Genomic DNA, 14,788 nt, shown 5'->3' with positions numbered 1-14,788 from the left:
TATGATCCGGGGGTAGGGCGATTTGTCAGTAAAGACCCGATCAGTTATGCGGGTGGGTTGAATCTGTATGTGTATGCGCCGAATCCGGTTGGGTGGGTTGATGCTTTAGGTTTGGCGAAGTCCTCGACCAGTGGGCATAGCAGTCAAGCAAAGCGTGGTCAAGAATTTCATAATGATATGCAAAAATTTCCTTATCCTGATGGGTATAAACGGGAGAGGGAGGTGAAGGGGGCCGGGAGGGTTGATGCTATCAATTATGAGGAGTGCGCAATAATCGAGAGGAAGTGCACGTGTAGTGCTAGGACGATAAAAAGAGGGGAGGCTCAAGTGAAGCGTTACTGTGATCAAATGAAAGAAAATACTGGCCAGGAGTACGAAGGTATTTTAGATGTGTTAGATCCGAATACGGGTGCGAGAAGCATAAGGGTGGTGGTGCCTAAGTCATGAGTAAGGTATTGACGACAAATAAGGTTTTTTCCTCTGCGGCAACTGAGGTTGGTTTTTTAGGATCCGGGAGTACACGATATATTGAATATCCGGATTTTTTCCTTTTGCTTAATCATCAGAAGTCAAGCTACAGCAAGGCGTTTTATGTGAATGTCGGAATAATATATAAGGAGTTGATGGGGGGGAGCCCTTCAATTGAGGAAGTTTGCAGCGCTTTTAATTTTCGTGACTCTAAGCTGTCTGTGCATGTGGATTTCAGGCTTGAAGGGTTTCCTGATGCTCCCGTGAAACTACAAAAAACCTTCGATGATCTTGTGGTTAATGGGGATATGGGTGAGCTGAAAAGACTACTGATTGATGTTTTTTCTCGTCTTATAGAGTTTGTTGGAAAAAATCACGATCGAGCTACGATCAGAAGGTTGAGGGATGAAAAAAAACTCTCTGCGATGGTGCTGAAAGAAGTTTAAATGCGTCTTGTGTGGTGTTTGAGTCTGGATAAGAGTCCCGGGTTATTAGGGTATTTGTGCGGTTATGTTGAGGGGCTATAAAGTATTTAAAGATTGAGGCGGTCGGGTTTAACAGAGTCTGCGCTCAGGCAGTACGGGGGCTCGTAATGCAGTACGCATCCGAGCACAAAAACCAACAGAGCACTTTCTGCTGCTACCAAAGCCAAAGGGGTGATGAACGTGCGAGGGAAGAGCTTAGGTTTTTTCGCAACTAAAAGTGATATGTTTTCGCTGGTGGAGGCAATAGATGCGACTAGTAGTATAAATATCACGCAAGCGGGGGAAGTAGTAGATGGAAAGCTAACTGTTTTCAGTCGGTTGGTCGATGTTCCGGGGCTAGGAGTGTCATCACATCCAACAAGTGTTTTGAATGATTTTTATTTAATTTGCAAGCCTGGTGTGGCGGTTTCTCTGCGTAAGGTTTCTACGAAGCAGGGGGGGGTAAGATATATTTTGGATCAAAAGGAAAATCTAGGTACTTTAGTTTTTAGGCCTGGGGGCGAATATTTTGGAGAAGGAATTATTGTAAGTGAAGTGTCGACTATATATCAGTCAGGTGATGGCTTAGATCTTTTTAAGTTGTTCGAGAAAAAAATTAAAGGTAACTTTAAAAAAAATTCGCTCTTATTATGTCGGGCCAGGAGCTTGCGAGGCCCTTGCGAAGGGTATTAGATTGTGTGCTGCTCTTAGCTCGCCAGAAGGATATGACCTGAAAGTTAGTTAAGTTCTATTGTCGGCTGGGCCTGGCGAGCTTGCTCGTGAATAGGTGTTTGTTTTATATTATTTAAATAATTGAACGGGTATCTTGGTCTGCCGAAAAATGCTTTGTAGAGAAAATGTTTGTGCGCGCAAAGATTTCGATGTTGGACTTTGAGGGGAAGTAAAGAATCGGAGTTTGAGTATACAGCTAAAGTTTGTTAGTGGCTGTTGCGAACCGGCCGCAAACTGCGCTGATGTTTGTTGATCTACTGATGTATCTCCAAGGCGCAGGCTGTAAGGCATGAAGGGACACGGCTGATCGCACAGCCGACCTACAGCCTGCCGTACAACATCGATGACGATCCGGTCTGGACCTTCGAACCGCAGGCGAAGCCGTTCAATGCGCTGGCGTGGTACCAGTGCGACCACCTGGGTACGCCGCAGTAGTTGACTGACCACTTCGGGCAGGTGGCGTGGTCGGCGCATTACAAGGCATGGGGGGAGGTGAAGACCCGATTCGCTTCCAGGGCCAGTATCACGACCATGAGACGGGCCTGCACCTAGGGCAAAGGTGAACTAAAGGGAATCACGTTCAAGCTGGGCGACACCAGCAAGGTGGTGGTAGATCTTCCAAAGCCACTTAGCGGGGCGGGGTCAGTTCCGATAACGCAATGAGACCCGCAGCGGAGGTTCACTGAATCCGCGAGAGAATCCAGGCGAGCTGAACAGGGTGGTCAGTACGCGACAGGCTGCGGGACGTCAATTGATAGGAACATGTGCGCCGGGCATCATGTTAAGCGTGATGCCGACGGCGGTCCCACTACATCGTCCAATCATGTCGAGGTCTGTTTGGATTGTCACAAACAATTGCATGCGAGAGATTGGCAATGAATAAGACGGTCGTAGCTAAAGATGGCGAAAATCAGGTTCCAGTGCCGCAGGTTTGGCGGCCAACGCTCAGCGCCATCGTTGATGCCCTAATCCAAGGGGGCGAGCCATCGCTGGCGCAGGTAACGCTTCAATCTCCGGACGTATGGGCGCATGCCCAAGAGAGTATTCATGCGTATGGTGCACAACTAAGAAAGTTGCCAGATGAGTCCTGGAACTCTTCCGTCTGCATTTGGTACGGGGAATTCTGGGACGTTTTGGTTGATCTTTACACCGAGGAGGAGGGGAGAAGTGACTTGGTCCTTCAGGTTCACGTTTATGAAGGTGACGATGGATACCGATATGAGGTGGTTTTGGTGTACGTGCCGTAGCGTCTGCACGCCTGTCGGGATTTGATCGGTATGTTGCTGGAGTCCTATGTGAACTTGCAAAGATGTCAGGCGGCGTCCACTGCGCACGACCCGCATCCACACGCGGCCTCGCGTCCTGACCTAAGTTGGCCTTATCGCCACTAACGGACAGCTTAGGCTCAATTTTCAAGTGCAACCCCCACTAAGCCTAAACCTGTTCGGGGTGGGCGGCCTTGACCTCTCGGCCCCCTCGCAGGCAAGTCAATGCGCTGACCTTGCCGGCGAAGAAGCGATGCGCATCACCCCAGATTCTTGCCCAGCAACGCGTGATACAGCTCGCTGTCGCCCAGTATCCCCACCACCTGGTTGCCGTCCTGCAGCACCAGCTTGTTCCCCGTCTGATAGCGAATCTGCAGCGCCTCGCGCATGCCGATGCTCGCGTTCACCAGGGTCGGCTTGCGCTCCAACCCTTCCACCGCCTCGCCCGGCGCCCAGTTCTGCAAGGCCATGCCGTTGGCGCCCTGGCGTGCGCCCTTGATGGTGTTGCCCTCGGCCAGGTCCAGCCAGGAATCACCGCCCGGGTCCAGGCACACCGAGCCATTGATGCGCTTGCACTTGTCCAGCGTGCGCATCAGGCTGCGCCCGCACAGCACGTTGAGCGGGTTGGTGTGCGCCACGAAGGTACGCACATACTCGTCCGCCGGGTTCAGCACGATCTCTTCCGGCTTGCTGTACTGGATGATGCGCCCGTCCTTCATGATCGCGATGCGGCTACCGAGTTTGAGCGCCTCGTCCAGGTCATGGCTGACGAACACGATGGTCTTGGCCAGCTTGCGCTGCAGTTCCAGCAACTCGTCCTGCAGGCCCTGGCGGATCAACGGGTCGAGCGCCGAGAACGGTTCGTCCATCAGCAGGATGTCGGCATCCATCGCCAGCGCCCGGGCCAGGCCCACACGCTGCTGCATGCCTCCGGACAGCTCGTCGGGCTTCTTGTTGCGCCACTGGGTCAGGCCCACCAGCTCCAGCTTTTCGTCCACCAGCTTGCGCCGCTCCTTCTCCGGCCGGCCCTGCATCTCCAGGCCGAAGCTGATGTTCTCGCGCACCGTCAGCCAGGGCATCAGGGCGAACTTCTGGAACACCATGGCGATGCGCTGGGTGCGCATCATCTTGAGTTCCGCCGGGGTGCAGTGGGCGATGTCGATCTGCGAGCCTTCATGTTCGACGAACAGCTTGCCGCGGCTGACCGTGTTCAAGCCGTTGATGCAGCGCAGCAGGCTCGACTTGCCCGAGCCCGACAGGCCCATCAGCACGCAGATCTCGCCCTTGTTGATGTCCAGGCTGGCCTTCTCGACGCCGACCACCAGGCCGGTCTTCTTCAGGATCTGTTCACGCGTGAGGCCCTGGTCGAGCAGGCTCAGGGCCTCACGCGGGTGCCTGGAGAAGATTACGTCTACCTCTTCGAAGCGAATAATGCTCATGCTTCACTCCTTGCCGGTGCGTCGGGTTGTTTGCAGATACGGTCGAGCATGATCGCCAGCAGCACGATCGCCAGCCCAGCCTCGAAGCCCAGCGCGATATCGGCAGTGTTGAGTGCGTTGACCACAGGTTTGCCCAGACCGTCGGCGCCCACCAGTGCGGCAATCACCACCATCGACAGCGACAGCATGATGCACTGGGTAACGCCCGCCGCGATGCTGGGCATGGCGTGCGGCAGTTCGATGCGCGAGAGCAGTTGGCGCCGCGAGCAGCCGAACGCCTTGCCGGCGTCCAGCAGTTCCTGCGGCACGTCGCGGATGCCCAGGTAGGTGAGGCGGATGGGCGCGGCGATGGCGAATACCACCGTCGAGATCAACCCCGGCACCACGCCCAGGCCGAACAGGGTCAGGGTGGGGATCAGGTAGACGAAGGTGGGCACCGTCTGCATCAGGTCGAGCACCGGGCGCATGGCGGTATAGAACATCGGCTTGTGCGCCGCCAGGATGCCAAGCGGCACGCCGATGGCCACGCACACGAAGGTCGCGAACAGCACCTGGGCCAGGGTTTCCATGGTCTCCTGCCAGTAGCCCAGGTTGAGGATGAGCAGGAACGACAGGGCGCAGAACACCGTCAGCGCCCATTTGCGCTGGATCAGGTGAGCGATCAGGGCAACCAGGCCGATCAGGACGAAAGGGTTGAACCAGGTCAGTGCCCCGGTCACACCATGAATCATGAATTCCAGCGCTTCGGCAAAGGCATCGAAGTAGTTGGCGCCGTGTTGCGTCAACCATTCGACGAATGCCGCGATGTGCTGGCCCAGGGGTATTTTTTGATCGATCAGCATGATAGCGAGCGTCCACCTGCAAGGGATTGGAAACAACCTGCGCCGGGCAATCGCCCCCCGGCGCAGGGCGTGCTTACTGCGTCAGCTTGGCCTTGGCCGCCTCCAGGCCCGGTTTGCCGTCTACGGTGGTCACGCCGGCCAGCCAGGTGTCGAGCACCTGCGGGTTCTGCTTGAGCCAGGCCTTGGCCGCTGCGTCGGGCTTGACCTTGTCGTCGAGCACCTTGCCCATCAGGGTGCTTTCCATGTCCAGGGTGAAGGCGAGGTTCTTCAGCAACTGGCCGACGTTGCTGCATTCCTGGCTGTAGCCCTTGCGCGTGTTGGTGAGCACGGTGGCCTTGCCATAGTCGGGGCCGAAGAAGTCGTCGCCGCCGTCGAGGTATTTCATCTTGAAGCGCGTGTTCATCGGGTGCGGTTCCCAGCCCAGGAACACCACGTCGGTGCCGCGGCGCTGGGCGCGGTCAACCTGCGACAACATGCCGGCCTCGCTCGACTCCACCACCTTGAAGCCGGCGTCCTTCAGGCCGAAGGCGTTCTTGTCGATCATGCTCTGGATGGTGCGGTTACCGTCGTTGCCCGGCTCGATGCCGTAGATCTTGCCGCCCAGTTCCTTCTTGAATTTGGCGATGTCGGCAAAATTCTTCAGGCCCTTGTCGTACAGCGCCTGGGGCACGGCCAGGGTGTACTTGGCGTTTTCCAGGTTGGCGCGCACGGTCTCGACCGTACCGGCGTCGCGGTACTGCTTGATGTCGTTTTCCATGGTCGGCATCCAGTTGCCGAGGAACACGTCCATGTTCTTGCCGTCGGCCAGCGACTTGTAGGTCACCGGCACCGAGATCATGGTGGTGCGGGTCTTGTAGCCGAGGGCTTCGAGTACCGCGCTGGTGACGGCGGTGGTGACGGTGATGTCGGTCCAGCCGACATCGGAGAAGTTGACGGTGTGACACTGCTCGGGCTCGGCGGCCTGGGCCAGCACCGGCAGGCTCAGCAGCGCAGCCAGCAACAGCGGGGGGGAACCTTTCATGGATGGACTCCTGGGTGTTTTTTCTCGGATGTCCCACGGGACAGGTGCCGTGCAATCGAGTCGATACCGATCATCTAACAGCCAAAAACAAACGCCTACAGGGTGCGTCGTATCCAGTACAGGCAGGGTCGCATCCAGTGCCGGTGAGGTCGCTTACAGATTTGTAGGCCTGGATAAACGCTGTCGTGGCGCCTCTGCACCGCAAAAAACGGCGCAAAAACCGCGCTGGCAACGGGCGGCGTTGCTGGACAAGAGCGCGTCGGTTGTAGACGCCGGGGCCGCAGACAAAAGCCTGATGATGCGCGAAACCGGCGGATTGCCGCCTTTTCAGCGTAGCAGTCAGAGGTGTATGGCATGGCCATCAGCGTGTTCGACCTGTTCAAGATCGGTGTCGGCCCTTCAAGCTCGCACACGGTCGGGCCCATGCGCGCCGCCGCGCTGTTCGTGCAGGGGCTGCGCGAGCGCGGCCAGCTTGCACAGGTGCAGCGCATCGAGGTGCGCCTGTACGGTTCGCTGTCGGCCACCGGCATCGGCCACGGCAGTGACAATGCCGTGATCATGGGCCTGATGGGCGAATGGCCGGACGCCATCGACCCCACCCGGATCGGCCCGCGCATCGCCGCACTGCGTGAAACCGACAGCCTGCTGCTGGACGGGCACCTGCCCGTCGGGTTTGTATGGGCCCGCGACATGCTGCTGCTCGACGAGAACCTGCCGTACCATCCCAACGCCATGACCCTGATTGCCGAAGCCGCGCATGGCCAGTTGCACCGCGATACCTATTACTCGGTGGGCGGCGGTTTTGTGGTGGACGCCGCGCAGGCGGCCAGCGGTGTGCTGGACGCCGACACCACCGAGTTGCCCTACGATTTCAACAGCGCCGTCGAACTGCTTGAGCTGTGCAAGCGAAACGACCTGCGCGTGTCGCAATTGATGCTGGAAAACGAAAAGGTCTGGCGCAGCGAAGCCGAGATTCGCGCCGGCCTCATGACCCTCTGGCGGGCCATGCAGGCGTGCGTCGAAAGCGGCCTCAGGCACGAGGGCATCCTGCCCGGCGGGCTCAATGTGCGACGCCGTGCAGCACGCCTGCACCGCAGCCTGCAGGAGCTGGGCAAACCCAATGTGATTGGTTCGACGCTCAGCGCCATGGAGTGGGTCAACCTGTATGCACTGGCCGTCAACGAAGAGAACGCCGCCGGCGGGCGCATGGTCACCGCCCCCACCAACGGCGCCGCCGGGATCATCCCGGCGGTGCTGCACTACTACATGCGTTTCAGCGACGAGGTGAGCGAAGCCAACGTGGTGGACTTCTTCCTGGGTGCGGCGGCAGTGGGCATCCTGTGCAAGAAGAACGCCTCGATCTCTGGCGCCGAGGTCGGCTGCCAGGGCGAGGTCGGCTCGGCCTGCGCGATGGCGGCGGCGGGGCTGGCCGAAGTGCTCGGGGCCACCCCGGCACAGGTGGAGAACGCCGCCGAAATAGGCCTGGAGCACAACCTGGGGCTGACCTGCGACCCGGTCGGCGGGCTGGTGCAGGTGCCCTGCATCGAGCGCAACGCAATCGCTGCGGTGAAGGCGATCAATGCCGCGCAGATGGCCCTGCGCGGTGACGGCGAGCACTTCATTTCCCTCGACCGGGTGATCCGCACCATGCGTGATACCGGCGCCGACATGCACGACAAATACAAGGAAACCTCACGCGGCGGCCTGGCGGTGAACACCATCGAGTGCTGAGGTACCTGCGCCGTTTTCGCCCACACCCTCGACACCGCGCCGCCTTTTGGCGCGACCATTGCCGATGGCGCTGATGCGGCATTGAGAACAGGTCTTCTTCAGCGCGCGGTGACACCGCGCGTTGTCGTTTCTGGGCAAATTCCCACAAGTGCTACCAGACTTCTCACCGTCCCTGAGCCGTCCTACAGACGCGCTTTGGGCCGGCCTTTTGCGTTTATAGCCGGGGCTTTTGGGGCGGGCTATATAGACGCTTCGCAAGGTCGTTTTCAGGAGTTGTTGAATGCCCATTCAATTTTGGGCATGGCATTTGCGTTGTGATTGGCAAAAGCCCCTGCATTCGAATCGGGGCCATGACAAAAAGCCCGTGCCTGAGGCGCAACCTGCATTGTGTGAGGAGAGATCGCGATGACGTCGTACAACTCCGGGACCCCAACCCAAAACCGCACGCCCCAATCCATCGGCTTTCTGCTGCTGGACAACTTCACGCTGATTTCCCTGGCGTCTGCCGTCGAGCCGCTGCGCATGGCCAACCAGCTGTCGGGCCGCGAGCTGTATCGCTGGAGCACCTTGAGCGTGGATGGCGGCCAGGTATGGGCCAGCGACGGCTTGCAGATCACCCCCGATGCGGCGATGCACAAGGCACCGGCCATGGACACCGTGATCGTGTGCGGCGGCATCGGCATCCAGCGCACCGTGACCCGTGAGCACGTGACCTGGCTGCAGAGCCAGGCGCGTCAGTCGCGGCGCCTGGGCGCGGTGTGCACCGGCAGCTGGGCGCTGGCGTGCGCCGGCCTGCTCGACGGTTTCGACTGCAGCGTGCACTGGGAGTGCCTGGCCTCGATGCAGGAGGCGTTCCCGCGGGTGAGCATGAGCACCCGGCTGTTCACTCTGGACCGCAACCGCTTCACCAGCTCCGGTGGTACGGCGCCGCTGGACATGATGCTGCACCTGATCAGCCGTGATCATGGCCGCGAGTTGTCGGCGGCGATCTCGGAGATGTTCGTGTACGAGCGCATTCGCAACGAACAGGATCACCAGCGCGTGCCGCTCAAGCACATGCTGGGCACCAACCAGCCGAAGCTGCAGGAGATCGTCGCGCTGATGGAGGCCAACCTCGAAGAGCCGATCGACCTGGATGAGCTGGCGGTGTACGTGGCGGTGTCGCGGCGCCAACTGGAGCGGTTGTTCCAGAAGTACCTGCACTGTTCGCCGTCGCGCTATTACCTGAAGCTGCGCCTGATTCGCGCGCGGCAGTTGCTCAAGCAGACACCGATGTCGATCATCGAGGTGGCGTCGGTGTGCGGGTTTGTGTCCACGCCGCACTTCTCCAAGTGCTATCGCGAGTACTTCGGGATCCCACCGCGTGATGAGCGGGTAGGGTCCAATACGGCGCAGCAGGTGGCGATGATGCCGATCCCGCAGGCGCTGGTGCTGTCGCCGCTGGCCGGGCCGATGTCGGCGTTGAGCCAGGCGCGCAACGAGTCGACATTTGCCAGTGTGAGGCTGTAGAACGCGGGGGTTCTTCGCTGGCAAGCCAGCTCCCACAGGTTCTCCACCGCCCATGAGAGCGGTGATTTACCTGTGGGAGCTGGCTTGCCAGCGAAGGGGTCAACTGCGGTGGGGGGGTGAACGCCGCCAACGCCGGCAGCAGCTGCCTGTCGATCGCCTGGCGCACCGCCGGCAGGATCGTCGCGCTGCCGCTGTACAACTGCTCCACCATCGCGCGCAACGCCCGCGCGCGTTCTGCGCTCAACCCCCGTACCGCACACTCGCAGGCCTGCTCGGCCGTGGCGCCCGCCGGCATCTCGAAGCCCAACGCACGCAGTTGGCTCAGCAGGTCGTCCTGATCAATCAAATCGGCATGCAGCATGGCGGTTTCCTTGTTCTACGCAGAAGGTGTTCCGATTCTGGAAGCGCCGCCGCGCGGCGACAAGGGGCATGTCCGCTTTACCTATGAACAGGTCGTTTTCGGCTAAGCCGATGGGGCCTCAGCCGCGCTTGAGCAGCACCGCGCAGGCACTCTTGTAGGCCTCATGCTGATACTTGTTCAGCGACGTCGGCAGCTCCAGATCATGCTTCTTGGCCTGGGCGCTGACGGTTTGCGGCGACACCAGCTCGACCTCGCAGTTGTCCAGCAACTGCAACACGCCCTCGATCTTGAAGGTGGTGGGGCCACCGGCAAAATCGCCTTTCTTGCTGCGCTTCTTGATCGCCAGGCGCTCGATGCCCTGCTCGCTGACAAAGGCTTTCACCTGCGCGGCGAAGGCCTTGACCTGAGCCGCGTCTTCGTCGTCCTCCAGGCCGATTTTCTTGGTCGCCACGCCAACGTGCACAGGGCTGCCAGCCTCCAGGCTGACCACGGCCAGCAACGCTTCGCTGCCCTTGATTTCAATACCGCAGATTTTCATGTGTGCCTCAATCGGAGTTTTGCAGGCCCAGGGACTGCAGGTATTCGGAACGGTCGTCGCTGCGCTGCGCCAGGCAGGTGTTCAGCGCCGCGTCGTAGTCCTTGCCCGGCGCGCTGTCGTAGGTCTCGACCTTGCAGTCGGCGTCGCGCACTTGCTTCCACAGGGTTTGGGCGGCGTTCAGGCGGGTGCTCAGCTCAACGACCTTGGCGCCCTGGCCGGCGTACTGCTCCTTGATGCGCTCGAGCAGGTCGGCGAAGGCCGCATTCAGTTCGCGTTCGGCAGTGGTGCGGCTGAACAGCGCGCAGTCGTAGTTCTGCTGGGCAGTTTCCACGTTGTCGCACGGGGTGTTCTCGTCGTTTTCCTCGGCCTGTGCGCCCAGCGTCACGGCCACGAGGGCAAGCCATACCAGCGATTTCATCTATAGAGTCTCCCACAGGGGTACGCGCAACAGGATCAGCGATTCTCGCAAAGCACTGCGGCAAAGAACAGCGCTGCTCGCTTGGCCAACCTGTCTGACAGCACTGAGCCCACTGACCATCATCGGCTTTGTCGGCCGTTGACGCTTTCGGCAATTCCCCTGTCGTTTTTGCATCCTGGCGACCTGTCCCCTAGGCATATGCTGGTCCCAAAGCGCCGGCACACGATTCGGCGCACAGACACCAAAAAGGGGACAGCCTGATGAGCCCAGCCGAGTTACACGCAGACAGCATCGTTATCGACGGGCTGATCATCGCCAAATGGAACCGCGAGCTGTTCGAGGACATGCGCAAAGGCGGCCTCACCGCCGCCAACTGCACGGTATCGGTGTGGGAAGGCTTTCAAACCACGGTCAACAGCATCGTCGCCAGCCAGAAGCTGATCCGCGAGAACAGCGACCTGGTGATCCCGGTACGCACCACCGCCGACATTCGCAAGGCCAAGGAGCTGGGCAAGACCGGCATCCTCTTCGGCTTCCAGAACGCCCATGCCTTCGAAGACCAGATCGGCTACGTCGACATCTTCAAGCAGCTGGGCGTGGGCATCGTGCAGATGTGCTACAACACCCAGAACCTGGTAGGCACCGGCTGCTACGAACGCGACGGCGGCCTGTCGGGCTTCGGTCGCGAGATCGTCGCCGAGATGAACCGCGTCGGGGTCATGTGCGACCTGTCCCATGTCGGTTCCAAGACCAGCGAGGAAGTCATTCTCGAATCGAAAAAACCGGTGTGCTACTCCCACTGCCTGCCCTCCGGGCTCAAGGAGCACCCGCGCAACAAGTCCGATGCAGAGCTGAAGTTCATCGCCGACCGCGGCGGCTTCGTCGGCGTGACGATGTTCGCGCCGTTCCTGGCCAAGGGCATCGACTCGACCATCGACGACTACGCCGAAGCCATCGAATACACCATGAACCTGGTGGGTGAAGACGCCATCGGCATCGGCACCGATTTCACCCAGGGCCACGGCCAGGACTTCTTCGAGTACCTGACCCACGACAAGGGCTACGCGCGCCGCCTGACCAGCTTCGGCAAGATCATCAACCCGCTGGGCATCCGCACCGTCGGCGAGTTTCCCAACCTCACCGAAACCCTGCTCAAGCGCGGCCATCCGGAGCGCGTGGTGAGAAAGATCATGGGCGAAAACTGGGTCAACGTCCTCAGGGACGTGTGGGGCGAATAAATCCCGCCTCAGCCCGCTTCACCCCTTTTTCCTTGTTGGAGTTCAGTTTCCATGGCCAAGATCGCCCCGCAATTACCCATCGAAGTCGACAGCGAGACCGGTGTCTGGACCAGCGACGCGCTGCCGATGCTCTACGTGCCCCGGCATTTCTTCGTCAACAACCACATCGGCATCGAAGAGGTGCTGGGCGCCGACGCCTATGCCGAAATCCTCTACAAGGCCGGCTACAAGTCGGCCTGGCACTGGTGCGAGAAAGAGGCCGAATGCCATGGCCTGGAAGGCGTGGCGGTGTTCGAGCACTACATGAAGCGTCTGTCGCAACGCGGCTGGGGCCTGTTCAAGATCCAGGACATCGACCTGGACCAGGGCACGGCCAGCGTCAGGCTCGCGCACTCTGCCTTCGTCTATGTGTACGGCAAGGTCGGGCGCAAGGTCGACTACATGTTCACCGGCTGGTTCGCCGGCGCCATGGACCAGATCCTGGCCGCCCGCGGCAGTACCTTGCGCACGGTCGCCGAGCAGGTCTACGGCGGTTCTGAAGAAGGCCACGACGATGGCCTGTTCATCGTCAAGCCGCTGTAAGTCGAGGATCGCGCCATGGCATTCGAAGCAATGTTCCAGCCGATCCAGATCGGCAAACTGACCATCCGCAACCGCGTGCTGAGCACCGCGCACGCCGAGGTGTACGCCACCGATGGCGGCATGACCACCGAGCGCTACGTGAGGTACTACGAAGAGAAAGCCAAGGGCGGCATCGGCCTGGCGATCTGTGGCGGCTCCTCGGTGGTGGCCATCGACAGCCCGCAGCAATGGTGGGCCTCGGTGAACCTGGCCACCGACCGCATCATCCCGCACTTCCAGAACCTGGCCGACGCCATGCACAAGCATGGCGCCAAGATCATGATCCAGATTACCCACATGGGCCGGCGTTCGCGCTGGGACGGTTTCAACTGGCCGACCCTGATGTCGCCCTCGGGCATCCGCGAACCAGTGCACCGCGCCACCTGCAAGACCATCGAGCCCGAAGAGATCTGGCGCGTGATCGGCAACTACGCACAGGCCGCGCGGCGCGCGAAGGAAGGCGGGCTGGACGGCGTCGAACTGTCGGCGGTGCACCAGCACATGATCGACCAGTTCTGGAGCCCACGGGTCAACAAGCGCACCGATGAATGGGGCGGCAGCTTCGAGGGCCGCATGAAGTTCGGCCTGGAAGTGCTCAAGGCGGTGCGCGAGGAAGTGGGCCCGGATTTCTGCGTGGGCATGCGCATCTGCGGCGACGAGTTCCACCCCGATGGCCTCAGCCACGAGGACATGAAGGAGATCGCCAAGTACTACGATGCCACCGGCATGCTGGATTTCTTCGGCGTGATCGGCTCGGGCTGCGACACCCACAACACCCTGGCCAACGTGATCCCCAACATGAGCTACCCGCCGGAGCCGTTCCTGCACCTGGCGGCCGGGATCAAGGAAGTGGTCAGCGTACCGGTGATGCACGCGCAGAACATCAAGGACCCCAACCAGGCCACGCGCATCCTCGAAGGCGGCTACGTGGACATGGTCGGCATGACCCGCGCGCACATTGCCGACCCGCACCTGATCGCCAAGATCAAGATGGGCCAGGTCGACCAGATCAAGCAGTGCGTGGGCGCCAACTACTGCATCGACCGCCAGTACCAGGGCCTGGACGTGCTGTGCATCCAGAACGCTGCCACCTCGCGTGAATACATGGGCGTGCCGCACATCATCGAGAAGTCCACCGGGCCGCGGCGCAAGGTGGTGGTGGTCGGTGCCGGCCCGGCCGGCATGGAGGCTGCCCGCGTGGCGGCCGAGCGCGGCCATGACGTGACCCTGTTCGAGAAGAAGGACGCGATCGGCGGGCAGATCACGCTGGCGTCCAAGGCGCCGCAACGCGACCAGATCGCCGGGATCACGCGCTGGTACCAGCTGGAGCTGGCACGCCTGAAGGTCGACCTGCGCCTGGGCACCGGCGCCGATGCCGAAACCATCATGGACCTGCGCCCGGATGTGGTGGTGCTGGCGGTGGGGGGGCACCCGTTCATTGAACAGAACGAGCACTGGGGCGCGGCCGAAGGGCTGGTGGTCAGCAGTTGGGACGTGCTCGACGGCACTGTGGCGCCGGGCAAGACCGCGCTGGTGTACGACACCATCTGCGAATTCACCGGCATGTCGGTGGCGGACTTTCTGGCCGACAAGGGCAGCCAGGTGGAGATCGTCACCGATGACATCAAGCCGGGCGTGGCGATTGGCGGCACGTCGTTCCCCACCTACTACCGCAGCATGTACCCCAAGGAAGTGATCATGACCGGCGACCTGATGCTGGAGAAGGTCTACCGCGAGGGCGACAAGCTGGTGGCGGTGCTGGAGAACGAGTACACCGGGGCCAAGGAGGAGCGGGTGGTCGACCAGGTGGTGATCGAGAACGGCGTGCGGCCGGACGAGACGCTGTATTACGCGCTCAAGGAAGGTTCACGCAACAAGGGCCAGATCGACATCGAGGCGCTGTTTGCGATCCAGCCACAGCCGATCCTGAGCCAGCCGGGGGAAGGGTATCTGCTGTACCGCATCGGTGACTGTGTGGCGCAGCGCAATACCCACGCGGCGATCTACGACGCCTTGCGCCTGTGCAAGGATTTCTGATCGCGCACTGCCGCTGATGGCTTTGCACAACCCCTGTGGGAGCTGGCTTGCCAGCGAAGGGATCGACGCCATGTCCGTTGATGCGCGGCGCCTGCTTCGCTGGC

15 protein-coding genes and 1 pseudogene are annotated in these 14,788 nt (G+C 60.5%); 10 read left to right on the top strand and 6 right to left on the bottom strand.

Annotated features, from left to right (window positions below; genetic code table 11):
* The 5 genes from KUO17_RS17700 to KUO17_RS17680 all read left to right on the top strand — a co-directional run.
* A partial coding sequence (locus tag KUO17_RS17700; protein ID WP_217976828.1) for an RHS repeat-associated core domain-containing protein occupies positions 1-447 on the top strand: 447 nt, incomplete at its 5' end.
* Positions 444-914 (top strand): DUF4304 domain-containing protein, encoded by a 471-nt coding sequence (locus KUO17_RS17695; RefSeq protein WP_217976827.1) that lies wholly within the window; start codon positions 444-446, stop codon positions 912-914. The genes KUO17_RS17700 and KUO17_RS17695, both read left to right, overlap by 4 nt.
* A 219-nt stretch (positions 915-1,133) precedes the next feature.
* Positions 1,134-1,625, top strand: a complete 492-nt coding sequence (locus KUO17_RS17690) for a hypothetical protein (protein WP_217976826.1) — start codon at positions 1,134-1,136, stop codon at positions 1,623-1,625.
* A 789-nt stretch (positions 1,626-2,414) separates the two neighbouring features.
* A complete protein-coding gene (locus KUO17_RS27250; RefSeq protein ID WP_425274871.1) occupies positions 2,415-2,543 on the top strand; it encodes an HNH endonuclease signature motif containing protein in 129 nt (42 codons plus the stop codon).
* Entirely contained in the window at positions 2,540-2,911 is a 372-nt protein-coding gene (locus KUO17_RS17680; RefSeq protein WP_217976824.1) for a DUF7668 domain-containing protein, read from the top strand. Before KUO17_RS27250 ends, KUO17_RS17680 begins: the two co-directional genes overlap by 4 nt.
* Positions 2,912-3,189: 278 nt before the next feature.
* On the opposite strand, the gene choV is transcribed toward KUO17_RS17680, so the two are convergent.
* From choV to KUO17_RS17665, 3 genes are all read right to left on the bottom strand, one after another.
* On the bottom strand, positions 3,190-4,368 hold the full coding sequence (gene choV, locus KUO17_RS17675) for a choline ABC transporter ATP-binding protein (protein WP_217976823.1): 1,179 nt from the start codon (positions 4,366-4,368) through the stop codon (positions 3,190-3,192).
* Positions 4,365-5,213 (bottom strand): choline ABC transporter permease subunit, encoded by an 849-nt coding sequence (gene choW, locus KUO17_RS17670; protein ID WP_217976829.1) that lies wholly within the window; start codon positions 5,211-5,213, stop codon positions 4,365-4,367. Before choW ends, choV begins: the two co-directional genes overlap by 4 nt.
* A 70-nt stretch (positions 5,214-5,283) precedes the next feature.
* Positions 5,284-6,231 carry a choline ABC transporter substrate-binding protein gene (locus tag KUO17_RS17665; RefSeq protein ID WP_217976822.1) on the bottom strand — a complete coding sequence of 316 codons (948 nt, stop codon included), beginning with the start codon at positions 6,229-6,231 and terminating at the stop codon, positions 5,284-5,286.
* Between the two features lie 354 nt (positions 6,232-6,585).
* On the opposite strand from KUO17_RS17665, the gene KUO17_RS17660 reads away from it, so the two are divergent.
* On the top strand, positions 6,586-7,962 hold the full coding sequence (locus KUO17_RS17660) for an L-serine ammonia-lyase (RefSeq protein WP_217976821.1): 1,377 nt from the start codon (positions 6,586-6,588) through the stop codon (positions 7,960-7,962).
* A gap of 405 nt (positions 7,963-8,367) precedes the next feature.
* Complete coding sequence (gene gbdR / locus KUO17_RS17655) at positions 8,368-9,471, top strand: choline metabolism transcriptional regulator GbdR (protein WP_217976820.1); 1,104 nt, start codon at positions 8,368-8,370, stop codon at positions 9,469-9,471.
* A gap of 118 nt (positions 9,472-9,589) precedes the next feature.
* Here gbdR and KUO17_RS17650 read toward each other — a convergent pair.
* The 3 genes and pseudogenes from KUO17_RS17650 to KUO17_RS17640 all read right to left on the bottom strand — a co-directional run.
* Positions 9,590-9,832: pseudogene (locus KUO17_RS17650) on the bottom strand (hypothetical protein); the annotation flags it as partial.
* Positions 9,833-9,950: 118 nt separating this feature from the next.
* Positions 9,951-10,370: a DUF3010 family protein gene (locus KUO17_RS17645; protein ID WP_217976819.1), complete on the bottom strand. Its 420-nt coding sequence runs from the start codon at positions 10,368-10,370 to the stop codon at positions 9,951-9,953.
* A 7-nt stretch (positions 10,371-10,377) separates the two neighbouring features.
* Positions 10,378-10,788, bottom strand: a complete 411-nt coding sequence (locus KUO17_RS17640) for a lysozyme inhibitor LprI family protein (protein ID WP_217976818.1) — start codon at positions 10,786-10,788, stop codon at positions 10,378-10,380.
* Between the two features lie 260 nt (positions 10,789-11,048).
* Between KUO17_RS17640 and KUO17_RS17635 the strand changes: the two genes are divergently transcribed.
* The 3 genes from KUO17_RS17635 to dgcA are packed head-to-tail and all read left to right on the top strand — an operon-like array spanning position 11,049 to position 14,684.
* Complete coding sequence (locus KUO17_RS17635) at positions 11,049-12,026, top strand: dipeptidase (RefSeq protein WP_217976817.1); 978 nt, start codon at positions 11,049-11,051, stop codon at positions 12,024-12,026.
* Positions 12,027-12,077: 51 nt separating this feature from the next.
* A complete protein-coding gene (locus tag KUO17_RS17630) occupies positions 12,078-12,608 on the top strand; it encodes a DUF5943 domain-containing protein (protein WP_217976816.1) in 531 nt (176 codons plus the stop codon).
* 15 nt (positions 12,609-12,623) lie between these two features.
* Positions 12,624-14,684 (top strand): dimethylglycine demethylation protein DgcA, encoded by a 2,061-nt coding sequence (gene dgcA, locus KUO17_RS17625; RefSeq protein WP_217976815.1) that lies wholly within the window; start codon positions 12,624-12,626, stop codon positions 14,682-14,684.
* The last annotated feature ends 104 nt before the right edge of the window (positions 14,685-14,788 follow it).

Origin of the sequence: Pseudomonas aegrilactucae (genome assembly GCF_019168305.1) — a bacterium.
Classification (GTDB): domain Bacteria; phylum Pseudomonadota; class Gammaproteobacteria; order Pseudomonadales; family Pseudomonadaceae; genus Aquipseudomonas; species Aquipseudomonas aegrilactucae.
The sequence above is the reverse complement of the archived record's forward strand: the minus strand, read 5'-3'. Positions and strand labels throughout refer to the sequence as shown.